The organism is Amycolatopsis orientalis DSM 40040 = KCTC 9412, from assembly GCF_000478275.1.
Classification (GTDB): Bacteria; Actinomycetota; Actinomycetes; order Mycobacteriales; family Pseudonocardiaceae; genus Amycolatopsis; species Amycolatopsis orientalis.
This window is the reverse complement of sequence record NZ_ASJB01000083.1, coordinates 1-21774: the sequence shown is the minus strand read 5'-3', so window position 1 is coordinate 21774 and position 21774 is coordinate 1. Positions and strand designations below refer to the sequence as shown.

Genomic DNA, 21774 nt, shown 5'->3' with positions numbered 1-21774 from the left:
TTGTCAACCCCATCCCGGGATGGAGTTTGACTGCCCGGGATGATGTGGGAGGATGGAGTCATGGAACGAATGGACATGAAGGCCGTAGCTGCGCAGCTCCGCGCGGACATCCATGACGGCAAGTTTGTGCCGGGGGAGACGCTGCCAAACACTGATCAATTACGTGAGCGGTTCGGTGTCGGCAAGAACGTCGTGTCCGCCGCTGTGCAGACCCTGAAGGGGGAGGGGCTCCTTGCTCCGGGTGGGCGCGGGCAGCCGGTACGGGTCCGCGCGCTTCCGCGGAAGCTGACTCGCTCGAACGTCAACTATCAGGAAGAGAAGGATCTCGTTAAGGCGAGTGAGGACGTTCGACGCCGTCGCGGTTCGGCTGAACGTGACGCCAATGTGTCAATTGAAGAAGTCAACGACGACTCTGTAGCCTATGAGGTTGTCTCGCCGCCTGACGAAGTGGCCAAGATCTTGGGTCTTGGGTCGGATGAATACGTTCTTCGCCGGACATATTTGCGGCAGTATCGTGACGGTGAAGGCTATAGTAGAATGATTTCCTACTTGCCATATTCGTTAGTCAAAGATCATCCACCTCTCTTGGACTCGTCAAATGAACCTTGGCCTGGCGGCACGCTTCATCAGCTTTATACGGCGGGAGTAGAGGTTTGCGCGATTGAGGACCGTGTTACCGCGCGTATGCCCACGGAGGAGGAAGTGGCGCTCTATGACATTCCCTTTAATGTCCCCGTCATTCCGATTTTGAAAATTAGCTACGACGAGTCGGGGCGCGCGGTAGATGTAGCAGAACTCTTGACCCCGGCTGACCGGATTTCACTGTCTTACATCACTGAACTGCGAAAGTGGGACGAGTAAGCAATGGCAACGCCGCGCTTAATTTCTGTGGTAACAGCCGTTTTCGATGGCGGACACCACTACCTCAGGGAGCTCTACGAGTCCCTGTGTGCTCAGGAAATGCCCGAAGGCTGGTCGTGGGAGTGGTGCGTACAGGAAGACGGCAACAGCGGAACACCAAAACAAGAGCTTCCTGACGGCGATCCGCGCGTGCATTACGGCACGGGGCTTGCTGGTCGCGCCGCCGTCACTCGAAATATGGCCTTGTCGCAGGCGCAGGGGATTGTGATTCGCAACGTTGATGCAGATGACGTACTACTTCCCGGCGCACTATCACGGGACATTGACGCGTTGCGCCGCGTTGCTTGGTGCGTGTCGGCGGGCCTTGATCTGCATGAGGACGGAACCACAACGCCAGGCCCGTACGACCCGCCGAATGGTCCAATTGAGCCCGGTCGCTTCTATAGGGAGCAGGCAGAGGACAGGCTCTCGGTTCTCGCAGCGAACGTCGCGATGCACACTGACCTCATCTGGTCTCTGGGCGGGTGGATGGCGCTCACTGGGGCCGAGACGATCGCCACGCTCTTGGCCGCAGAAGCGGTGACTCCGGGCGAGTTCATTGCCGAACCAAGCATGCTCTATCGGAAGCACTCTGCGCAGACCACCGCCTCTGCTGACTACTGGAACCCGCAGGAAGACGAGGCGCGCAGGCGCCTCATTCAGATGCGCGTTGATGCGATCCACGCCAACCGAACGCGGTACTTGCCGGGGCCGATCGATGATGACGATTCGGCTGTGGACCCGTCGGTTCCGCCGGAGGCGCGTCAGGCGCAGGGGCTTTCGCGTATGACGCGAGGCAATGAGGCTTGAGTCTGAACCTAAGCCAGGCCCCGACGAAGGGAACAAGTTCGTGGTTGAACCGGCATACGTCAGGATCGCAGATGCCTACGCACGTCGTATCCGCACCGGAGAACTTCGGTCGGGGACTCAGCTTCCAAGCTACCCGGAGATTGCGAGCGAGCATGGGGTCTCAGACATTGTCGTCCGGAAGGCTCTTGGGCTCCTGCAAAGTCAAGGCCTAGTTCGGTCCGTCCGACGTCGCGGCGTCTTCGTTGCTGATCTTGAAGCCCTGCCGTCTGCCGACCGTCATTCACCTTTTGAAGCGATGTTCGACAACGAGTCCGATCAGGCCAGGAACCAGGAGGCATCGAGCGCCTACACGCGCGCGCTGGACGAGCTGCGGGAGATGCAAGCCAAGCATCATGCGGAGACGCGCCGGAGCTTCGCCGAGGTCAATCAGGGCATAGCCGAGATCAACACTTTGCTACGTGCTCTGATCGACAAGGCCTGATGTCATCCAGTCGCCCGTCATGACGCTCGCGTGTTCAGAGTTTCATTACTTGTTCAAGGCGGCCCCTCCGGGGCCGCTGGCCAGGGTGTTTGATCCACGGGCAAGCCCCGCCGGGGCGTGCGGGCTGGCGCCCGGTCCCCGGCGGTCGCCCGTGGAAAAGCCAGCCAGCGGCCCACCCGTCGGAGGGGCCGTCAACAAGGGTTCGAGCCGTGGACCAGGGGATACGGCAATGCCGGCGTGGCCCTGCGGTGAGGTTCCGTCAACAAGGGCAATGTCCTCGCCGGACGGGCAGGTCTCCGGGATGGGCGAGGTGAGCGCGGAACTCGCGTTCGTGTGTGCCTGTCGTCCATCCCATCGACCTCCTGAGGGCTATCGAGCCTGTCAAGGGGGCAGTCCGGCGATGAGCTTCCGTCCGCAGCTTCGTGCCCCCTTGACAGGCTCGATCGGGCTGGCGCCAGGTCGATGGGATGGACGAAAGGCCCCCACTTGCAGGGTGATGACCTGCAGATGGGGGCTGAGTAACGTTCCTTTGGTCATCATCGACTTGGGGAGAGCAACCGGGAGGACCAGACTGTGGCTGAACTCGATTTTGCGATGCTCGCGGAGTATGCGCGCGTCGATCCTGCTGGCCTGCTTACGGTCGCTGGCGGCGCGTTCGACCAGATCGAGGCTCCTGGACCCGGTCTGGTGCAGCGAATGGCCCTGGCGTTCCGTCTGACATTCGAGCCTGATGAAGCGTCAACGACGCTCGAAATCAAGATCAATCAGCCAGGCAACGATTCATTCGCGCTCGGCCTGTCGAGCACCGTGAGTCCGCAGGTCGAGGGCAGGAAGATCGTAACGAAACCTGCGGTCGTCATGGCGGTTGACATGGGCTTTCCTGTTATGGCAGCGGGGCGCTACATAGTCCAGATCATCGTTGCTGGCCAGCTGGTCAAAGAGCTGCCGTTCGATGTCCGGTTCATCAACGGGCCGGAGGACTGAGCGCCTATGCAGGTGATCTACTCAGGTCATGCCAAGCGGCGTATGAGACAGCGCGGAATTACGGACAGTGACGTTCGTGCCTGTTTGGGTAACCCGCAACTGAGGATAGTCAGCGGCGAGTCTACCGTCTACCAAGGAGGCGTAGGAAGCCGTACGCTTAAGGTGATGGTTGCTTCCGATCGGGACACCGACGCGATGAAGTTCGTCATTACGACAGTGTGGAGAGGCGACGATGACGACGACTGAGCCCAGTCTGTCACTGGAGATTGACCAGGATGCGGGAGCCGCATACCTGCAGTTCAGCGATAGCGACGTGGCGCGCAGTGTCGAGTTCAGTGATCACATCATCGTCGACCTGGACGTGCACAACATGGTCATCGGCATCGAGATACTCGATCTCGCCAAGTCTGTGCCACTCGACGACCTCACCGAGCGGTTCCATGTTCGGGCTGAGTCCTTTGCTCTCCTGATGCAGGCACTGCGGTCATCATCGCGTGCGTCGTCGGCGGCAACCGGGACGCGTCGACTTGCGCCAACGAAGCGCAACTTGACGCTGGCCTGATCCCCGCATCGACAAGCTGCGCATTCTGGATCGCTGGCGTGGATAGTCCCTGTCTTACCCCTGGAATTTGGCGCCAAGCAACCCCAAGGGGCGACAGGTAACAAGCGTTCTCATTTGCTAATCATGCAGGTCGCGGCACATGTTGACAGCGCACGACAAGAGTTGCGCAGTGCCGCGCCAAAATCGACGTAGTGCGGGTTCGATCCCCGTCCGGGGCACAAGCAGTTCCGCTCTGTGGACGTGCTGGTCCGCGCGGACGGCCGCTGCCGACAATGGCCCGCATGACCGGAACCGGCCAGACCGACGAAGCGACCCACGACCGCGCGCGGCGCACGGGACAGGCGCGAGGTGACGGGATGCCGCGACGCAGGATGCTCCGGCTGGCGGCCGGTGGCGGACTCGCGCTGACGGCGTTCGGGACGTTCCCGGCCGGGACGGCGTCGGCGGCCGCGCCGATCGTGAAGCCCTTGCCGCCGGAGATCTTCGAGGTCTACGGCACGAACGCGGAGACGCGGTGGGAGGCGTTGAGCGGGCAGGGTTACCTGACGCCGGTCGACAGGTTCTTCGTCCGTAACCACACTTCGACCCCGCTGATCGACGCCGTTTCGTGGCGGCTGAAGCTTTTCGGCACCGGATTGCGCGGAGCGCCGACCGCGGACCGGCCGGTCGAGTTCACCTACGCCGACTTGCTCCGGTTGCCTTCGGAGACGATCACCTGCGCCATCGAATGCGCGGGCAACGGCCGGAGTTTCTTCACCGGCCAGCAAGGACAGGCGGTGTCCGGCACGCCATGGAAGCTCGGCGCGATCGGAGTCGCACGCTGGCGCGGCGTCCGGCTCGCCACGGTGCTGGCCAAGGCGGGGCTGACGCGGCACGCGGTGGACGTCCTGCCGGAAGGACTGGACGCCGACTATGTGACCGGCGGGGTCAACCTGGGCAAGGTCCGCCGCCCGCTGCCGGTCGCGAAGGCGCTGCAGGACGTTTTGCTGGCCTACGAGATGAACGGGCAGCCGCTGCCGCCGGACCACGGTCATCCGGTCCGGCTCGTCGTGCCCTCGTGGGCCGGGATCTCGTCGATCAAATGGCTGGGACGCGTCGAAGTCTCGGAAACGCCCTTGCTGTCGCCTTGGAACACTCAGTATTACCGGCTGCTCGGACCGGACTATCCGGCGGAGGGAACGGTCGTGACCCGGCAGGCGGTCAAGAGCGCGTTCGAACTGCCGTGGAACGCCGAATTCGGGGTCGGCGACAGGCAGGTGCTGCGCGGCAGGTCGTGGTCGGGCAACGGCCGGATCCGGCGAGTCGAAGTCGACACGGGCAAGGGCTGGCGGCAGGCGAGGTTCGTCGGCGCGGCGGCGGATCGTGGCTGGCAAGGCTGGGAAATCCCTTGGCGCCCCAGGGTTTCCGGCGCGCACACCCTGCGGGCACGGGCCGCGGACATCTCCGGCGTCACCCAGCCGGACGTCACTCCGCACAACACGCAGGGCTACCTTTTCGACGCGGTCGTCCGGCATCCGGTCCGGGTGGTGTGAGATGACGCAGCCGGCCGTGGCGACCGGGAAGCCGACCGTCGAACTGACGTTGGCGCTGCGGGTGAGCACCGACTCGGAGCATGCCGCCGCGATCGCCGCGCGCCTGCTTGAGTCCTTTGAGGACACTGTCGGGGTGACCCTGACGACACGGACCGTCCAGGCGGATTCCGGGCAGGTCATCGAACTCGCCGGACGACGGCGACGCTTCGGCGAGTCCGCGCCACCGCTGCGCATCGAGCCGGACTCGCGACGAGTGCTGCTGTGCGGCGAGGTGCTGGAGTTCACCAAGCTGGAGTTCGATCTCCTGCTGTTCCTGAGCCGGAATCCGGACCGCGTCTTCGACCGCCTCACGCTGATGGCGCAGGTGTGGGGGCTGTCCGGCGGTAACGGGCGGACCGTGGACGTCCACGTCCGCAAGATCCGCGGGAAACTCGAACCCGTGCTGGCACCCATCGCGACCGTGCGCGGGGTCGGTTACCGGTTCGACGGGGCGGGGCAGGTGTTCATCGCGGACTGAGTGACGAATCTACGACGTTCGCCCCGGTGTCTTCGACCGCTTTGGAGCCGGAGGCCACAGGATAGTTGTATCGAGCCACGGTCTTCCGGAGATGGTCGGCGTGCTGGTAGATCTCCTCGACTGTCGCGATGGGGATACGTGTCTCGACCTTGTTCTCGTCGAAGATGCCGAGGTACTTCTTCGAACGGTTGAACCACAGGCGGGCGATGGGCTTGCGATTGTTGTCGTCAAGCAGCACACCGAAATAGGTCTTCGTGTCACGTGCGACGATTCTCGCTGCCGGGACCTCTCCGCAGACGATGGCACGGACGATCCGGTACCCCTCGAGTTCCTCTTCAGTCGTGACCACGTCCCCGTTGCCGTCATGTGGTCTCGCTTCCGAGGGAGCCGCGGAGGAGTTCTCGGCAGGACTACCTTGCCCGGAAAGTTCAGGCGCACCAGCGGAAACGCTGACGAAGGAGTCGGGTCCGCCCAGTGCGTTCTTCAAGCGGTCGTTGACCTGTTCGTTGAGGAACTGGCGTGCCGCCTTGTCGACAAGCGGAGCGAACTGGTCGCGAACCCGTTGGGTGAAGGACCCTTCGTAGACGCGGCCGGCGAGAAACTTCACCCACTCGTCCTCGGGCGTCTTGAACTGGGTCGCGAGGATCCGTTTGATCTGACCGATGTACTTGAGTTCCTCGGCGGCGTTGATGACCGAGTCCAAGTTGAAGGACTCTTTGCTCAACTTCGCGAGCTCGGGAATGAGAGTGTCGTCTATGTCCGAAAAATCCAGGACCAGAAAAGGCTTCGCGTCCATCCGGTTCGGCGCGTCCAGATCGGTGTAGAACTGGTAAGTCTCGCCGTTCGTGAGGATGGCGATCCTCGCATTGGTTACAGCGAAGTACCGGAAAAGCTGGGATGCGTGCTCGATGCGAAGCGGATCGTTGACCTTCTTGGCTTCGACCAGTACCTGCACCTGTCCGTCGTGCACGATGGCATAGTCGATCTTCTCGCCCTTTTTGGTGCCGACGTCAGCTGTGAATTCGGGGATGACTTCGGCGGGGTTGAAGACGTCGTACCCCAGTACCGTGCTGATGAAGGGCATCACGAAAGCGTTCTTGGTGGCTTCTTCCGTCTGGATGTCGGCCTTGTGCTTCCGGATTTTCAGAGCCAGAGCCTGTGCGCGCTCTGCGATCTCCATAGTGATGTCCTCCATGCGGAACGTTTCCCAGGTGCGTGGTGGCCGCACCTTCCCCAGTGGTTTCGCTGTGCTGCTGGACCTAGGTCGTAGACGGTGGCCCTCGCGTTACATCTCGTCACTCGACGCCGATATCGGATGTCATCGGGTGTTCTGCCGGCAAGGCCGGACGAGCGATCCTCGGAACGTGACGATCCGGCTTGCAACCATGAGCTGCCCCGCGTGATCCTCGGGGCAAAGTCGCGATGCCAGAATGTGGACCGTGACTCCGACCTACCTTCTCGTACACGGCTCGAACAGCAACTCGTTCACCTGGGGTCCGCTGCAGCGCGAACTCGCCCTGCTCGGGCACCGCACCCTGGCCGTCGACCTGCCGGGGCATGGCTTCGCCGCCGGTTTCCCGGCGGCCTACCAGGCGCCCCAGAATCTCGAAGCGCTGGCCACAGCGCCTTCCAAGCTGGCTGGGGCCACGCACGCCGCGGCCGTCGAGCATGTGGTGGAGGTCGTGCGCAGGGTCGCGGAGCACGGGCCGGTCATCCTGGTCGGGCACAGTCGTGGCGGGGCCACGCTCACCGGGGTCGGCAACGCTGTCCCGGAACTGATCGACCGGATCGTCTACATCTCCGCGTGGTGCTGCGCCGCCGCGACCATCGGCGAATACATGCAGGGGCCCGAGTACGCGGGCAGCGCGCTCAACGACGTCGGCGGGGTCGTCGTCGCCGATCCCGCGGCGCTCGGTGCGCTCCGGATGAACTGGCGCACCGCCGACCCGGAGCTGCTGACCGCGTTGAAGACCGCGATGCTCGAAGACGGTACTGAGCAGGAGTTCTTCGCCTACCTCAACACCCTCGAGCCGGACGAGAGTCTCGATGTCGGTAGTGAACGCGCTGACGCCGCCACGTGGGGCCGGATCCCGCGCACCTACATCAGGCTGACCGAGGACCGGTCGATGCCGATCGCGCTGCAGGATCGTTTCATCAAGGAGGCGGACGCCCTCACCCCGGACAACCCCACCGACGTGCACTCGGTCGAGAGCAGCCACGTCGGGTTCTTGGTCCGGCCACAGGAGGTCGCGGACATTCTCGCGGGACTCGCCTGACACCGTCGTCCGCCCAAGTATTGTTCCGCCGGGGGGGGGAGGAGGAGACCCGGAAGCGATGACGGACGGACAATTCACCAAAGGACATCTGATCACCTTGCTGATCAGTTCCGCGATCGGGGTGGGATTCGGTGCCGGGTGGTGGTTCTTCGGAGCCTCCTCCGCCGGATCGACGCCGCTGGTCTTCGTGGGTGTCGCCGCGGTGCTGGCATTGGCGGGCTGGATCGCCCTGACCGCCCGCAGGGGTGCCGGGCTGCCCGCGGGCGGAGGCCGGGAGAACAGCCCGTTCGGCAAGAAGTACGGCATCGCCGTGCTGCTGATGCTGGTGGGGATCTTCGCCGGGGCACGGGTGCTCTCGGCGGTTTTCGAAGTCCCGGAAGCCGTGCCCGCGTGGGTGCTGTTCGTGGTCGGCCTGCACTTCTTACCGTTCGCGAAGTTGTTCGGCTCACGGCGTTTCCTGGTGCTGAGCGCCCTGTTGTGCGCCGTCGCCGTGCTGGCCGTCGTGCTCGCGATCGTGGGCTGGACGGCCGCGTGGCAGCTCGTGCCAGGCTTCGGTGGCGCGGTGGTGCTTTGGGCGACCGTCGCCGCCGGGCTGCTCGCCGCGGATCGTCAGGGCGCGACAAGCCCGGCTTCGTAGGCGAAAATCGTCAGCTGGACCCGGTTGGTCGCGTCGAGTTTCGCGAAGATCCGGGTGATGTGGGTCTTCACCGTCGCTTCGCTCAGATGCAGTTCCGCGCCGATCTCGGCGTTGGTCCCGCCCCGCGCGACGGCGGTGACGATCTCCCGTTCGCGTTCGGTCAACGTGGCCAGCCCGGCCTGCGCGCGGTGTCGTCGCGGGCTCATCCTGGTCTCGACGAAGTGGCCGATGAGTTTCCGCGTCGTCCGCGGCGACAACATCGCCTCACCCGCCGCGACCACGCGTACCGCGTCGATGATCTCCTGCGGCGAGCCCTCCTTCAGCAGGAACCCGGAGGCGCCCGCGCCGAGCGCGTCGAAGACGTATTCGTCGAGATCGTAGGTGGTCAGTACGAGGACCTTCGGCGGATTGGCCAGCGCGGTGACGGCGGCGGTCGCGGCGAGCCCGTTCATCCGGCGCATCCTGATGTCCATCAGGACGACGTCGGGGGCGTGCATGGTCACCTTCGGCACGGCCTCGTCCCCGTCGCCCGCTTCCGCGACGACCCGGATGTCGTCCGTGCTGGACAGGATCATCGACAAGCCGGTTCGCACGAGGGGGTCGTCATCGACGAGCAGCACTCGCAGTGGGCGCTGGTTCACCCGGTCAGGTTAGTGGTGTCCCCATGGCAGCCAAGCCCGGACGGCGAACGTGCGCTCCTCGGTGGGGCCGGCGCTGACGTTTCCGCCGATCAGGCTGACGCGTTCGCCGATCCCGGTCAGTCCGGTGCCCGCGCCCGGTGGTTTCCCCGCGGTGACCGTCGCGGGCAGCGGATTGACGACTTCGACGACGAGCCCGTTCCCCGGCCCGCCGCGAACCGAAATCTCGGCCGCGGCGCCAGGCGCGTGCTTCAGGATGTTGGTCATCGCTTCCTGGACGATCCGGTACGCGGTCGAGCCGAGCAACGCCGGCGCTCCGCCCGCGTCGTCCAGCAGGATCGTCACGTTGACCCCCAGCCCCGACCGGCGGGCGTTGGCGACCAGTTCGGGGATGTCCGCCAGCGTCGGCTGCGGCGGTTCGGGATGGGGGCCGTTCTCGCCGTTTCCGGCGAAACCCTGGCCGTCGCGGAGGACTCCGATGACCTGCCGCAGATCTTCGAGTGACTGGCGTGCGGTCGTGCGGACGGTCTTCGCCGCTTCCGACGTCGCCGGTCCTTTGGTGACCTCGAGGGCACCGGCTTGCAGTGACAACAGGGAAAGCCGGTGCCCGAGGACGTCGTGCATCTCGCGAGCGATCCGCGTGCGTTCCGCGCGACGGGTCATTTCGGCGCGGAGTTCTTCTTCCTTGGCCTCGCGGACCGCGAGCTTGTCCTGCATACCGCGGACGACCCCGACGGTGAGCGGCACGGCCGTCATCACGACGGCGACCGTCAGCGTCCCCATCACCTGCACCGCGGAGAACTGTTTGCCGACGATCTGCCCGGCGACGGTCACGTCCGGATGGCGGTTGGCGTCACCGAACAACGCCCACGCCGTGGCGAGATAGACCAGTACGGATCCCGTCCACAGGAGATGGTCGCGACGGCGCGCGGCCAGCGCGGCGAGGGCGATCAACGCGGCCAGCGCGTCGGACCGGAAACAAAGCGGTGGCACCAAGGCGATCGCGACGACGAGCTCCGGCCATTTGTGCCGCCAGCAGAGCATGACCGCCGCCGCGATCCCGGTGAAGAAGCCGAGCGCGGACCACCAGGTCGGGTCGAACGATCTGGTCGCCGGGAGATAACCCTGGGCGCTGAAGACGAAGATGCTGCTGATCACGCATGCCGCGACCGCCACCACGGTGAGCACCACACCGAGCACACGCCTTCCCATGCGCTGAGCGTACGCAGGCCCGCCAGGCGTTTCGCATCAGCGGAACAGGTCCTTCCAGAAGCGCGATTTACGACTTTCGTCGTAACGGGTTCAAGCGCCGAGGACGACGCGGCCGCCCCGCGATCGCTGGTTGTATGCCGCGTCGTTCATCCCTTTGGAAAGGAAAAAACCCCGTGACCCAGCAAACCCCCTACACGCCGGCCCCGCAAGCCCCCGCCGCCCCGATGCCGCCCCGCAACGGCATCGGCGTCACGGGCTTCGTCCTCGGCCTGGTGGGGCTGGTCTTCTCCCCGATCCCGTTCGTCGGCGTCATCGCCTGGCCGCTGGTGATCCTCGGCCTGATCTTCTCGATCATCGGAGTCGTCCGCGTCAAGAACGGGAAAGCCTCCAACAAGGGGCTCTCCATCACCGGTATCGCGCTGTCCGCACTCGGGCTCGTGGTGTGCGTGGTGTGGATCTTCGTCTTCAACGCGGCCGTGAACGAGGTCAACAACGAACTCAACCGCACCGCGAAGGTGTCCTACGAGATCACCGGGGACGCCACGAACGTCGAGGTCATCTACGGAGAGGTGCTCAACCCCGTCACCGAAACGGTTCCGGCGCTGCCGTGGCACAAGGAAGTCGAGAACAAGGGCGTCTACAAGGGCGGCACGCTCACCGTCAGCACGGGCGAGACCGGCGGTTCGGTCAGCTGCAAGATCACCGTCGACGGCGCGGTGGTTTCGACCAAGACCGCTTCCGGCGAATTCGCCACGGCCGCCTGCACCGGAGTGTGACGGCCGGACCGTGAAAGGCCTCCTTCGCCATTCTCGGGGTGGCGAGGAGGCCTTCGCGCTTCGCACGCGACTGGGCGACGTCACCCGGTCGATTCGGTGGCGAGGACCTCAGCAACCGGGCTTATGGCGAGATCATTTCCACGCCCGGGAACTCGTCGACGGAGCGCCCACCTTCTTCGGCGTCTCCCCGGACGACACCATGACCTTCGTGCCCATTTGGGACACCATGGGACTGCGCGCCAGCCGAAGTCAGCTCGTCTCGTTCGAAGGCACGGTTCTGCGGGAGGACCGCAGGTGCCCGCCGTCGGCCGGGCGGCGCCCGAACCACATCGGGGCGGGGCTCGCCTTCCTGTCCCTGGGCATAGCGGACGCGGCGGAGGACGCCCTGATCACGCACTCCCGTGGCCGCGTAATTCCGGCGACGGGGCAGTCGCTGGCCGAAATGCAATGGCTTCAGTTCGAAGTCGCGGACGTGCACACCCGCCTCGAAGCCGCGCGTATGTACGCCGGGAACATGGCGTGGCTGGCGGATCAGAACTCGCCGCAGTTCCTGCCCGCGACCATGACGGCGAAGGTGCTCGCTAACGAGATCGCCCGTGATGTGGCCCAACTGGCGCTGAAAGCGGGCGGTGGATCGGGTTTCCTGCGCGCTTCGCCGATCCAGCGGCTCTTCCGGGACGCGCAGGCGGGCGGGCTGATGGCCTATTCGGCCGAAGTCTGCAAGGACCGGATCGGCAAGACGGTGCTCCTGCCGCAGGACTGACCTCGGATGGCCGGCCGGGTGACGTCAAGCCCGGCCGGTCCCGCCGAAGCGGGTCAGCAGCAGCCGGTGCCGCAGTCGCAATCGCACCAGTCGTCGTTACGCATGGTCAGCCACCTCCTTCCTGGGTTCGCGGTCGGGTGGGCACCACGCGCCGGGTAGCGGATCGGCGCAGCTCGCGCCGGTCATCCCGGACAGCATGGAAGTGAGTTCGGCGCGCAGCGCGCCGAGCCGCGCCATCTCGGCGTCGATTTCGGCGAGATGGCGTTCCAGCATGGTTTCGGCGGGTTCGCACGGGCACACCCCGGTGTCGCGCACGCTCAGCAGGTCGCCGATCTCCGTCAGCGTCAGCCCGAGCCGCTGGGTGCCGCGGATGAACCTCAGTCTGTCGATGACGTCCTCGTCGTAGCGCCGGTGCGCCCCGGTCGTCCGCGCCGGGGTGGGCAGCAGGCCGATGCGCTCGTAGTAGCGCACGGTGTCCGGTCGTACTCCGGCACGCGAAGTCACCTGGGACATCGTCAGCGCCGTGGTCGCTTCGGTTCGCATGTACCGAGGGTAGAACCTGGACCCGGCTCCAGAATCAAGCTCGGATTTTCGTCGGGGCTCGTGAGGAGAAGACGACCGCGTGCCGGGCCCGCATCATCGGAACGGGCGGAAACGGCGAGAGGACGGCACGGTGACTGACTTCCGGTACGTGATCAGGGACCTCACCACGGAGGGTGAACAGGTCGACGCCCTGGTGTCCGGTCTGGATGACGCGGGCTGGGCGCTCCCCACGCCGGCGGCCGGATGGTCGGTCAAGCACCAGATCGCTCATCTGTCCTTCATCTTCAAGATCGCCGGGCTGTCCGCGGCCGAACCGCGGAAGTTCGCCGAACTCGCGAAGACCTCGATGGCGCGTGGTTTCGACGCCGCCGTCAACGCGGCCCTCGACGACTACCTCGGGGACCCCGACGAGGTCGTGCTCGACCGGTGGCGGGCCGAACGCGACGCCGGGATCAAGGCGCTCGCCGCCGTCCCGGCGGACCAGGTCGTGCCCTGGCTGGTCAACCCGCTGCCGCCGGCCATCCTCGCTTGCGCCGGGATGATGGAACTGTTCGCGCACGGCCAGGACATCGCGGACGCGCTCGGAGTGCGCCCGGAGCGGACCGACCGGCTCGCGTACCTCGTCGGGTTCGCCGTCCGGGTGCGGGACTTCGGTTACGAGGCGCGGGGCCTGACACCGCCGCAGCAGGAGTTCCGCTTCGAGATCACCTCGCCGTCCGGGCAGCTGTGGACGTTCGGGCCCGAGGACTCGGGACAGCGGATCACCGGCAGCGCGGAGGACTTCTGCCTTCTGGTGACGCGGCGCCGTCACCGCGACGACCTCGACGTCCGTGCCAAAGGCGCGCTGGCGGACCACTGGCTGGACATCGCGCAGGCTTACCGCGGTCCCGCGGGTGAGGGACGCGAGCCGGGGCAGTTCGACCGCTGAACCGCGTCACTTCCACGGCGACTACGGCATCCTGGAAGTCGCGATCAACTCCGCTCGGTGCGATCGTCGGTGCACTCGGGGTCTAGGAGGCGATCGTGGCGCGGGTGTGGTTGATCAGGCACGGGGAAAGCGAGACGAACGCGGGCCTCCCGGGTGGCGATCCGGGGGCCTCGGCGCTGACCGAACTCGGCAGGCGGCAGGCCGCCGAAATCGCGGAATCGCTGGCCGAACCGCCCAGGTTGATCGTGACTTCGCCGTTCTTGCGGGCGCGACAGACCGCCGAGCCGACGATCGAGCGGTTCCCCGGCGCGGACCGCGAGGAGTGGCCTGTCCAGGAGTTCACCTTTCTCGGCGAACTCCATGGACAGGTCACCACCACCGCCATCCGCAGGCCGTATACCGAGGCGTACTGGGACCGGGCCGATCCGCACCACGCGGTGAACGGCGCGGAATCCTTCGCCGGGCTCTTCACCCGGACCCAGGAATTCCTGGCCAGGGTGGGAAAACGAGAACCCGGGCCGATCGCCGTCTTCACGCACGGACTCTTCATCCGCGCGGTCATGTGGTCGCTGCTGACCGGGATCACCACCCCGGACAGCGAGGCCATGCGCGGATTCCGCACGTTCGCCGACACCTACCTCGTGCCGAACGGCAACATCACCGAACTGCGGTACACGCCGGGGAAGCGAACTCCGCGAGTGGTGGTCCCGCTCGCCTCCCGGTTCGCCGACCGCTAAGGCTTCAACAGCAGCCGGAGTTCGTTCACCCCGGTCATGTTCGGGCTGGGGATGAACGCCGGGGGCACACCGGGATCGGTACGCAGATCCGGGAACCGGTCCAGCAGGATGCCGAGTGCGGTCTTGCCCTCCAGCCTGGCCAGCGGAGCCCCGATGCAGAAGTGGATCCCGCGGCCGAAGGCCAGATGCGGATTGTGCGTCCTGGCCGGGTCGAACGTGCCGGGATCTGTGAACGTGCGCGGGTCCCGGCACGCGGCCGCGATCCAGACGGCGAGCATGCTGTCCGCCGGGATCGTCTGGCCGCCGAGTTCGACCTCGGTCATCGTGGCGCGGGCGACGAGCGCGAACGGGCTGAGGAAACGCAGTGATTCCTCGATCGCGGCCGGGAGCAGCGCACGGTCCTCACGGACCCGCCGGTACTCGTCCGGATGGGAATCCAGGCACAGCATCGTGTTCCCGAGCAGCATCGTGGTGGTGATGTGTCCCGCGAGCAGCAGCACGTTCGCGAAGTTGACGACTTCGTTCTGCGTGAGCTTTTCGCCGTCGACCTCGGCTTCGACCAGCTTCGTCAGCAGATCCTCCCGCGGATTCCGCCGCCGGTCGTCGACGTGCCCGGACAGGTAGTTCACCAGATTCTTCAACTGTTCGACCGATTCGTCGGCGGCCTTCTTGTCCTCCTCGGTCTGCTTGATCAGTGACCGTTGCTGGCTGTTGTTCAGCATCGTGTCGACCCACTGCTTGAACAGGGTGCGATCGCTCGCCGGAACGCCGAGCAGTTCGGCGATGACGATCACCGGCAGCGGATAGGCCAGGCTCGTCACCAGTTCCATCGAATCCCCGCCGTCGACGGCGTCGAGGAGTTCGTTCGTCAACGCGGCGATCCGCGGTTCGAGGTCCGCGACGACCTTCGGGGTGAAGGCGTGGCTCACCAGGGTGCGCAGCTTCTTGTGGTCGGGCGGATCCATCTGGAGCAGGTTGCCGTCGACGAACAGGTCCTTCTCCGGTGCCATCTCCGGCGGGACCAGACGGACGGTGTCGGAGGAGAACACCTTGGGATCGCTCAGGGTCTTCAGTGCCTCTGCGTGGCCGTAGACGTTCCACATGCCCGTTTCGGGATCGAAACCGACCGGGTCGGCCGGGAATTCACCGCGAAGCCAGAACTGGCTTTCGTGGATTCCCCAGTTTTCGGCGAGTGTGGTCATGACGTGCCCCCTTCTTTTCGGGTGAAGGAGCTCGGATCAGACGGGCTCCTCTGCTCCGTCCTGCCGGTAGATCCAGGCGCGATAGGTCGAAATCAGATCCAGGAACGCCTGGGTCACCTCGGCCGCGGTGGCGGCCAGGTTCGCCGGGGACGGTTTCTCCGGCGGCTCGAACGCCGTCCGGATGATGTGCGCGAGGGCGTCGGCCTTCTCCTCGGCGGTGAGTCCGTCGCCCTCGGTGGTGAAGCTGTCCATCAGGTAGAACCCCAGTGCCGACGAACGCAGGACGTACGTCAGGTTCGGGATGTCGTCGCGCAGCAGACCCCGGTCGGTCATCGTCTTCAGGTACCGCTCGGTCACGACGGCGTCCTGATCCTGCAAGGGGTGCTTTTTCAGCCGGCCGAGCAGTTCCGTGTTGCCGGAGACGAGGGCGCCGAGCAACGGATTCCGCTGGGTGTACAGGAAGGCCGCCCGCTGGAAACGATGGGGCAGCACCTCCTCCGGATCTTCGGCCACCCCTTCGAGAAGCGCCTCGGCGGCGCGAAGGGATTCACGCAGGAGCAACGCGTGGAAAAGGTTCTCCTTGGTGGGCCAGTGCAGGTAGATCGTGCCCTTCCCGATGCCCGCCTGCTTCGCGATGTCCTCGATGGTCACCTTGCGATAGCCCAGCCGCGTCAGCAGGACGCCGGCCGCGTCGAGGATGCGATCGGCGCGGCCGGCGGTGCGGTCCGGACGTTCTGCCACGTGCGCTCCCAGGTTCTGACTTCGTGACCAAATTTGCTCATCTGGTCATCCGGTCAGTCAAACGGTAGCGCGGCGGGTGCGAACCCGGCAAGGAAATCGACGTTTCCTTAACGCAGACGGTGGGCGAGGAGGAAGCGCCAGATGACCGGCGTGGCGTTGATGACGGTCGGTGTGGCGGAGTCGTTGTTCGGTGCAGTGCTCGGCCAGACGTGCCCGGCGCCTTCGACCCGGTAGTGCTGGAGTGAGCAGCCGATCCAGCGCTGGACCGTGACGCCGGTCTTCGGGGAGTACTGGACCGGGTCGGGGAAGCAGCCGTTCCGATCCGCCCACCCGGCGAGCCAGTCCGGCAGTGCCGGCAGGCCCTTCGCGGGATTCCCGCCGTAAGGAATCGTCGCGTCGGCGGTGCCGTGGAAATCGAGGATCGGCGCCGGGCGCGACGGAGCGCATCGCCCGCCTTGCGGGTAGAACGCCCCGGCGACCGGGGCGAAGGCCGCGATCCGGCCCGGCATCCGGCAGGCGAGCACGCCGACGAACCCGCCGCCGTTCGATTTGCCCGTCGCGTAGATCCTGCGGGAGTCGACGCACAGCTCCCGCTGGAGCGTGTTCAGCAGGTCGCTGGTGAAGAGCACGTCGTCGGCGGCCGCCGAATAGGGTGCGCCGGTCCAGGCCGACTCGCCGTCGGTGCCCGGAAGTCCTTGCGGATAAACGGAAATCGCGTCATAGGCGGAGAACCCGGACAGCTCCTCCTGGTACTTCGATGTCCGCTTGTGGCCGTGGAACGACAACACCAGCGGATAGTGCCGCGACGGCCGGTACCGCGCGGGTACGTGCACGGTGTACTCGCGGACCAGACCGCCGGACGTCAGAGTCCGCGATGTCGTCGTGCCCGGGGGCGCCGGGGACGGACGATCACAGCCGGTGGTCGGCACCGGGCTGTCGATCGGCGACGGCGCCGCCGACGCCGCCGGTGCGGCGAACAGGCTCAGTCCGGCCACGGCGGCCGCCGTCAGCGCGAGACGGCGCAGGGACTTCGTGGGACCAGGCACGCGATCCTCCTTGATCGGGCGACGGGATGGTGATCAGGGTCACCCCCGGCGCCGACCTGGTCAGCATTGTGTTCATTGTGTTTTCGGCGCTTTCGCGGGTCAGCCGCAGGCCTTCTTCGCCGTGAGGACCCTGGTCAGTGCCTCATCGACCCGGGCGGCCGGGAGCTCGCCCGACGCAAGCGCTTGCTCCAGCCTGGTCAGCACCGTGTCGACGTTGCCGCCGGAGGACCACAACGCCTGGTCCGCCCCCGCCTGCAGGGCCTTGAGGACCGCCGTCGGCAGCGGGTATTGGGCCGTGATCGCCTTCATCGCCCCGAGATCGTCCGTGATCACCGGGCCGTCGAACGCGTAGTCCTTCCGCAGCAGCCGGTACGCCGGCGCCGACAGGGTCGACGGCAGGCCGCCGGTCAGCTCGGGCACGTCCAGATGCCCGACCATGACACCGACGTCGCCGTACTCGCCGATATCGCGGTAGGGCACCAGGTCGACCTTCCGCAGCGAGGCCAGCGGCGGAGTCCGGACCAAGCCCTTGTGAGAGTCGCCCGTGGCGTGCCCGTGGCCGGGAAAGTGCTTGAGCACCGGCTGAACCCCAGCGTCCCGCAACCCCTGGGCGAACGCCAGGACGTACTTGCGCGCGACCTCGGGGTTCGCACCGAACGACCGGTCGCCGACGATGTCGCGGTCCGGCTGCTCCGTGATGTCGGCGTCGGGCGCGTAGTCGACGGTGACGCCGCGGTTCCGCATCTGACGGCCGCGTTCGGCGGCCTTCGCCCGTACCTGCGCCGGTGTCATGGTCGTGGCCATCTTCCGTGCGCTCGGCATGGAGCCGTCGAGGGCGTCGATTCGCTGGACGCGGCCGCCTTCCTCGTCGATCGCCACCGACACGGGGACCTTCGCCGCGCGCTGGACCCCGTCCAGCGCGCGGTTCTGCAGCAGGGCCGTCTCGTTGCCGCCGAGGAAGATCCCGCCGACCTGGTGATCGCGCACCAGCTTCACCGTCGCCTGCGGGTCCCCGGCGTTCACGCCGACCACCACCAGCTGAGCCAGCCGCTGCCGGGGGCTCATCTTGGCGATGACGGCTTCACAGCCGGACACGGGTACCTGCTCAGCCCTCGGTGACGGGGAGGGCGGTGTCGGCCTCGTGCTCGGCGGGCTCGAAACGCTGCCGCGCGGAGGTGGCACCGTTCCCGCGGGCTGTGCCGACCCGGCCTGCTCGTTCGCCGTACCGCACTGCACGCTCGTGAGCAGAACGGTGGCCGCTCCCAGGATGACGGTCGCCCATCGTTTCGTCGTCTTCGGTCGCCCGGCGCTCATCGGCTCGTTTCAGTCGTCGTCCATGCCGGTACCGACGGTAACCCCAGTTGCCCGTTCGTACGCGCTCGCATGCCTGTTAGTACCTGCTTGCGCCGCTCGCGGGCCGTGTATTACCGCCTGGTTATCGAACCGAGGGCGCGGTCAGACATGGATGCCCCGGTGTCGCCGGACGGGCCGGGGAGGAACCGGCACTTCCGCGGTGCCGGTCCCCTTGGCCGCGGCCAGGACCCGTTCCAGAACCGACAGCGAGGTGGTGAGCAAGGAGATCTGGTTCTGGATCCGGGTCCTGGCGATCTCCAGTTCCTCGGTCAGCCCCGGTGAAGGCACCAAATGCGTGTCGTCCCCGGAAACACAGGGCAGGAGTTCCGCGATCTTGCCACTGCACAACCCGGCCGAATAGAAGAGCTGGATCTGCAGGACCCGGGCGACGTCGTCTTCGGTGAAGGTCCGGTAGCCGTTGACGCGGCGATCGGGGTGCAGCAGCCCTTCCGCTTCGTAGTACCGCAACGAGCGCACGCTCACGCCGGTCCGCTCCGCCAGCTCGCCGATCCGCATGAGTCCACATTAGCCGCGGAATCCGCGGTTGACCGTGACGCCGGTGTCAGGGTTTAGCTTCGCGTCCATGAGGTTGCTAGAAGCATTCCGGGGCCCTGCGATCCAGTTGCCGAACCGGATCGCGATGGCCCCGATGACCCGGGGACGTGCCGACGACATGACAGGCGTCCCGCATCCGCTGACGGCCGAGTACTACGCGCAACGCGCGAGCGCCGGTTTGATCGTGAGTGAAGGTGTCTGGGTCGACAGGACCGGCAAGAGCGGTCCGGGCATCCCAGGGCTGGTGACGGAACAGCAGGTCGAGGCCTGGCGTGCGGTGACCGACGCCGTACACGGAAAAGGCGGCCGCATCTTCGCGCAGCTCTGGCACGCGGGCCGGGTCAGCCACCCCGGCGTGATGGGCCGGACGCCGGTGGCCCCGTCGGCGGTCCGTCAGGCCGGGCGGATCTTCGTGGCCGACGAGTGGCTGGACACGGTCGAGCCCCGCGCGCTCGGCGAGGACGAGATCGGCGAGGTCGTCCAGCACTTCGCCACGGCGGCGCGCCAGGCCGTCGATGCGGGGTTCGACGGCGTGGAACTCCACGGTGCCAACGGATACCTCATCCAGGAGTTCCTCGCCCGCAACACCAACCTTCGGCAGGACCGTTACGGCGGTTCCGTCGCCGCCCGGCTCAGATTCCCGCTCGAGGTGGTGGCGGCCGTGGCCGACCGGATCGGCGCGGCCAGGGTCGCCCTGCGGATCTCGCCGGGCAACCCGGAGAACGACATCGTGGAAGACGACTGGCAGGAGGTGTACTCACGGCTGCTCGCGGAGCTTCGCCGGTACGAACTCGCGTATTTGCACGTCATCGACACCCCGGAGGCCGAGGCGCTCGCCCACCTGCGGCCGCTGTGGCCCGGGACGCTCATCGCGAACCTGCGTTCCGAGGAGCCGACCTCCCGGGAAGAGGGTGAGTCCTTGATCGAGTCCGGGCTGGCCGACGTGGTCGCCTTCGGGAGGCTGTTCATCGCGAATCCGGACCTGCCCGCCCGGTTCGCGCTCGGTGCTCCGCTCGCCGCGGCGGACCACGACGTCTTCTACGGCGCCCGGCTTGACGGCTACACCGATTTCCCGGCGTTCGATCCGGACTCGGCGAAGTTCGCCTGTTCGGCGCGCAGCTGATCTTCGCCGCCCGATCTACAGTGCGGGGATGGTCAAGACGGCAGTGGAGATCGCGGCGGCTGTGCGCGCCAAGGAACTCGATCCGGTCCAGGTGACCCGCGAGGCGCTGGCCCGGATCGAGGCGGCGGACGGAGTGGTCGGCGCGTTCCGCCTCGTCCGGGCCGAGGAGGCGCTCGCCGAGGCCGCGGCGGTGGCCGACCGCGCGGACCTGGCCGATCTGCCCCTGGCCGGGGTCCCGATCGCGGTCAAGGACGTCACGGCGGTCGAGGGCGAGTACGCCTCGTGGGGTTCGCGAGCGGGTTCCTCGACGGTGTCCACAGAGGACGGTGAGATAGCGCGGCGGCTGCGCGCGGCCGGTGCGGTGATCGTCGGCCTGACCCGGGTGCCGGAACTGTGCGTTTGGCCGTCGAGTGACGGTCCGGACGGGACGGCGCGTAATCCGCGTAATCCGTCCTACGCCGCAGGCGGTTCCTCGGGTGGCAGTGCCGCGGCGGTCGCCGCCGGGATGGTGCCCATCGCGCACGGCACCGACGGCTTGGGCTCGATCCGGCTGCCGTCCGCGATCTGCGGGATCGTCGGTCTCAAGCCGGGTAAGGACGTCGTCCGCATACCGGGGGAGAACGGCTGGTTCGGTCTGTCCACACACGGTCCGATGACGACCACCGTGGCCGACGCGGCCGTGCTGATGTCCGTCCTCGCCGGACAACCCGGCCTGGCGGACCTCACCGACCCGAAGCGGTCCCGCGTCGCCCTGTCGACTCAGGTCCCGTTGACCAGGGCGCCCTTGCCGGGCGCGTTCAGCCGAGCCGTCACGCGGGCCGGAGACTTGCTGCGCGCGTCCGGGCACACCGTCGTGCCCGGAACGCCCCGGTACACCGCGGGAGCCGTGGGAGGCCTCTTCGCGCGCTGGGTGGCGGGTCCGGCCGAGCAAGCGGCCGGATACGACCTCGCCGCTCTTCAGCCCCGGACGCGGGCACACGTCCGGCTCGGCCGCCTGCTGGCGACCCGGGTCCGGGAGAGCACCCGCGAGCGCTGGCTGGAGCGTGCCGAAGAGTTCTTCGCCGAGCACGACGTCCTGATCACGCCCATGCTCGCGTCACTTCCGCTCAAGGCCCGCAGCTGGCACCGAAGCCGGTGGCTCAGTAACGTGCTGCCGTCCGTGCGCGTCGCGGGTTTCGCCGGGTTCTGGAACCTCGCGGGCTATCCGGCGATGTCGGTGCCGGTGGGCGTGCACCCCTCGGGCATCCCGGCCTGCGTTCAGCTCGTCGCCGCACCCGGCGGGGAAGCGCTCCTCCTCGGCCTCGCCGCCCAGCTCGAAGCGGCCAACCCCTGGCCCCGCACCATTCGGGGAGGGGCCGCCGCCCACGTAGGTACTTAAGAGGGGTAAGGCAAAGCTGTCGTGCCCCGGCGAGCGTCCGGACTGGCTGGCGGAAGCCGGGCCGCGGCTCCGAGAGACAC

The 21774-nt window shown here is 66.7% G+C and carries 25 protein-coding genes and 1 pseudogene; 17 read left to right on the top strand and 9 right to left on the bottom strand.

From position 1 onward, the window contains the following. The first annotated feature begins 60 nt into the window (after positions 1-60). The 9 genes and pseudogenes from L324_RS41185 (at position 61) to L324_RS31145 (ending at position 5786) form a co-directional block, all read left to right on the top strand. Complete coding sequence (locus tag L324_RS41185; RefSeq protein ID WP_037318700.1) at positions 61-861, top strand: GntR family transcriptional regulator; 801 nt, start codon at positions 61-63, stop codon at positions 859-861. A gap of 3 nt (positions 862-864) precedes the next feature. Further along, positions 865-1710: a glycosyltransferase gene (locus tag L324_RS41840; RefSeq protein ID WP_081736530.1), complete on the top strand. Its 846-nt coding sequence runs from the start codon at positions 865-867 to the stop codon at positions 1708-1710. Further along, positions 1700-1942 (top strand): annotated as a pseudogene (locus L324_RS43755) (winged helix-turn-helix domain-containing protein); the annotation flags it as partial. The gene L324_RS41840 and the pseudogene L324_RS43755, both read left to right, overlap by 11 nt. A gap of 63 nt (positions 1943-2005) precedes the next feature. After that, the gene (locus tag L324_RS43750; protein WP_037317172.1) at positions 2006-2191 is read left to right on the top strand and encodes a hypothetical protein; all 186 of its coding nucleotides are present in this window, start codon (positions 2006-2008) and stop codon (positions 2189-2191) included. Positions 2192-2764: 573 nt separating this feature from the next. Continuing rightward, the gene (locus L324_RS31160; RefSeq protein WP_037317169.1) at positions 2765-3175 is read left to right on the top strand and encodes a DUF6941 family protein; all 411 of its coding nucleotides are present in this window, start codon (positions 2765-2767) and stop codon (positions 3173-3175) included. 6 nt (positions 3176-3181) lie between these two features. Further along, positions 3182-3421: a DUF4258 domain-containing protein gene (locus L324_RS44150; RefSeq protein WP_081736528.1), complete on the top strand. Its 240-nt coding sequence runs from the start codon at positions 3182-3184 to the stop codon at positions 3419-3421. Then, the gene (locus tag L324_RS41075; RefSeq protein WP_051174187.1) at positions 3408-3737 is read left to right on the top strand and encodes a DUF2283 domain-containing protein; all 330 of its coding nucleotides are present in this window, start codon (positions 3408-3410) and stop codon (positions 3735-3737) included. The genes L324_RS44150 and L324_RS41075 overlap by 14 nt, the downstream gene beginning before the upstream one ends. A 281-nt stretch (positions 3738-4018) precedes the next feature. Beyond that, positions 4019-5269 carry a sulfite oxidase gene (locus tag L324_RS31150; protein ID WP_037318694.1) on the top strand — a complete coding sequence of 417 codons (1251 nt, stop codon included), beginning with the start codon at positions 4019-4021 and terminating at the stop codon, positions 5267-5269. A 1-nt stretch (position 5270) separates the two neighbouring features. Further along, a complete protein-coding gene (locus tag L324_RS31145) occupies positions 5271-5786 on the top strand; it encodes a winged helix-turn-helix domain-containing protein (protein ID WP_037317166.1) in 516 nt (171 codons plus the stop codon). On the opposite strand, the gene L324_RS31140 is transcribed toward L324_RS31145, so the two are convergent. After that, the gene (locus tag L324_RS31140; protein WP_037318692.1) at positions 5773-6966 is read right to left on the bottom strand and encodes a type I restriction endonuclease; all 1194 of its coding nucleotides are present in this window, start codon (positions 6964-6966) and stop codon (positions 5773-5775) included. The genes L324_RS31145 and L324_RS31140 overlap by 14 nt on opposite strands. 259 nt (positions 6967-7225) lie before the next feature. Here L324_RS31140 and L324_RS31135 point away from each other — a divergent pair, with 259 nt between their 5' ends. Next, positions 7226-8062 carry an alpha/beta fold hydrolase gene (locus L324_RS31135; RefSeq protein ID WP_037318689.1) on the top strand — a complete coding sequence of 279 codons (837 nt, stop codon included), beginning with the start codon at positions 7226-7228 and terminating at the stop codon, positions 8060-8062. 58 nt (positions 8063-8120) lie between these two features. After that, complete coding sequence (locus L324_RS31130) at positions 8121-8699, top strand: hypothetical protein (protein WP_037317163.1); 579 nt, start codon at positions 8121-8123, stop codon at positions 8697-8699. Here the strand turns inward: L324_RS31130 and L324_RS31125 are convergent. Both L324_RS31125 and L324_RS31120 read right to left on the bottom strand, forming a co-directional pair. Continuing rightward, a complete protein-coding gene (locus L324_RS31125; protein ID WP_037317160.1) occupies positions 8672-9319 on the bottom strand; it encodes a response regulator in 648 nt (215 codons plus the stop codon). The two genes, L324_RS31130 and L324_RS31125, sit on opposite strands and share 28 nt — an antisense overlap. 30 nt (positions 9320-9349) lie before the next feature. Beyond that, positions 9350-10549 (bottom strand): sensor histidine kinase, encoded by a 1200-nt coding sequence (locus L324_RS31120; RefSeq protein WP_173426424.1) that lies wholly within the window; start codon positions 10547-10549, stop codon positions 9350-9352. Between the two features lie 224 nt (positions 10550-10773). Between L324_RS31120 and L324_RS31115 the strand changes: the two genes are divergently transcribed. Both L324_RS31115 and L324_RS31110 read left to right on the top strand, forming a co-directional pair. Further along, positions 10774-11325, top strand: coding sequence for a DUF4190 domain-containing protein (locus L324_RS31115; RefSeq protein ID WP_037318688.1), 552 nt, complete (start codon positions 10774-10776; stop codon positions 11323-11325). Positions 11326-11533: 208 nt separating this feature from the next. After that, entirely contained in the window at positions 11534-12088 is a 555-nt protein-coding gene (locus L324_RS31110) for an acyl-CoA dehydrogenase family protein (protein ID WP_235783700.1), read from the top strand. A gap of 96 nt (positions 12089-12184) precedes the next feature. Here L324_RS31110 and L324_RS31105 read toward each other — a convergent pair whose 3' ends face one another. Beyond that, positions 12185-12631, bottom strand: coding sequence for a heavy metal-responsive transcriptional regulator (locus L324_RS31105; protein WP_037317155.1), 447 nt, complete (start codon positions 12629-12631; stop codon positions 12185-12187). A 130-nt stretch (positions 12632-12761) separates the two neighbouring features. Between L324_RS31105 and L324_RS31100 the strand changes: the two genes are divergently transcribed. After that, positions 12762-13559: a TIGR03084 family metal-binding protein gene (locus tag L324_RS31100; protein WP_037318684.1), complete on the top strand. Its 798-nt coding sequence runs from the start codon at positions 12762-12764 to the stop codon at positions 13557-13559. A 95-nt stretch (positions 13560-13654) separates the two neighbouring features. After that, positions 13655-14296 carry a histidine phosphatase family protein gene (locus tag L324_RS31095; protein ID WP_037317152.1) on the top strand — a complete coding sequence of 214 codons (642 nt, stop codon included), beginning with the start codon at positions 13655-13657 and terminating at the stop codon, positions 14294-14296. On the opposite strand, the gene L324_RS31090 is transcribed toward L324_RS31095, so the two are convergent. The 5 genes from L324_RS31090 to L324_RS31070 all read right to left on the bottom strand — a co-directional run bounded on the left by L324_RS31090 (position 14293) and on the right by L324_RS31070 (position 19154). Beyond that, the gene (locus tag L324_RS31090) at positions 14293-15498 is read right to left on the bottom strand and encodes a cytochrome P450 (RefSeq protein WP_037317150.1); all 1206 of its coding nucleotides are present in this window, start codon (positions 15496-15498) and stop codon (positions 14293-14295) included. The genes L324_RS31095 and L324_RS31090 overlap by 4 nt on opposite strands. 36 nt (positions 15499-15534) lie before the next feature. Continuing rightward, positions 15535-16239 carry a TetR/AcrR family transcriptional regulator gene (locus tag L324_RS31085; RefSeq protein WP_037317147.1) on the bottom strand — a complete coding sequence of 235 codons (705 nt, stop codon included), beginning with the start codon at positions 16237-16239 and terminating at the stop codon, positions 15535-15537. Positions 16240-16346: 107 nt separating this feature from the next. After that, positions 16347-17285 carry a CE1 family esterase gene (locus tag L324_RS31080; protein ID WP_037317144.1) on the bottom strand — a complete coding sequence of 313 codons (939 nt, stop codon included), beginning with the start codon at positions 17283-17285 and terminating at the stop codon, positions 16347-16349. Positions 17286-17384: 99 nt separating this feature from the next. Beyond that, entirely contained in the window at positions 17385-18599 is a 1215-nt protein-coding gene (locus L324_RS31075; protein ID WP_037317141.1) for a glycoside hydrolase family 3 N-terminal domain-containing protein, read from the bottom strand. A 141-nt stretch (positions 18600-18740) separates the two neighbouring features. Continuing rightward, positions 18741-19154, bottom strand: coding sequence for a MerR family transcriptional regulator (locus L324_RS31070; RefSeq protein WP_037317138.1), 414 nt, complete (start codon positions 19152-19154; stop codon positions 18741-18743). Between the two features lie 67 nt (positions 19155-19221). Here L324_RS31070 and L324_RS31065 point away from each other — a divergent pair, with 67 nt between their 5' ends. Further along, positions 19222-20316: an alkene reductase gene (locus L324_RS31065; RefSeq protein WP_037317135.1), complete on the top strand. Its 1095-nt coding sequence runs from the start codon at positions 19222-19224 to the stop codon at positions 20314-20316. Between the two features lie 28 nt (positions 20317-20344). Beyond that, positions 20345-21694 carry an amidase gene (locus tag L324_RS31060; protein ID WP_037317132.1) on the top strand — a complete coding sequence of 450 codons (1350 nt, stop codon included), beginning with the start codon at positions 20345-20347 and terminating at the stop codon, positions 21692-21694. Positions 21695-21774: the final 80 nt, after the last annotated feature.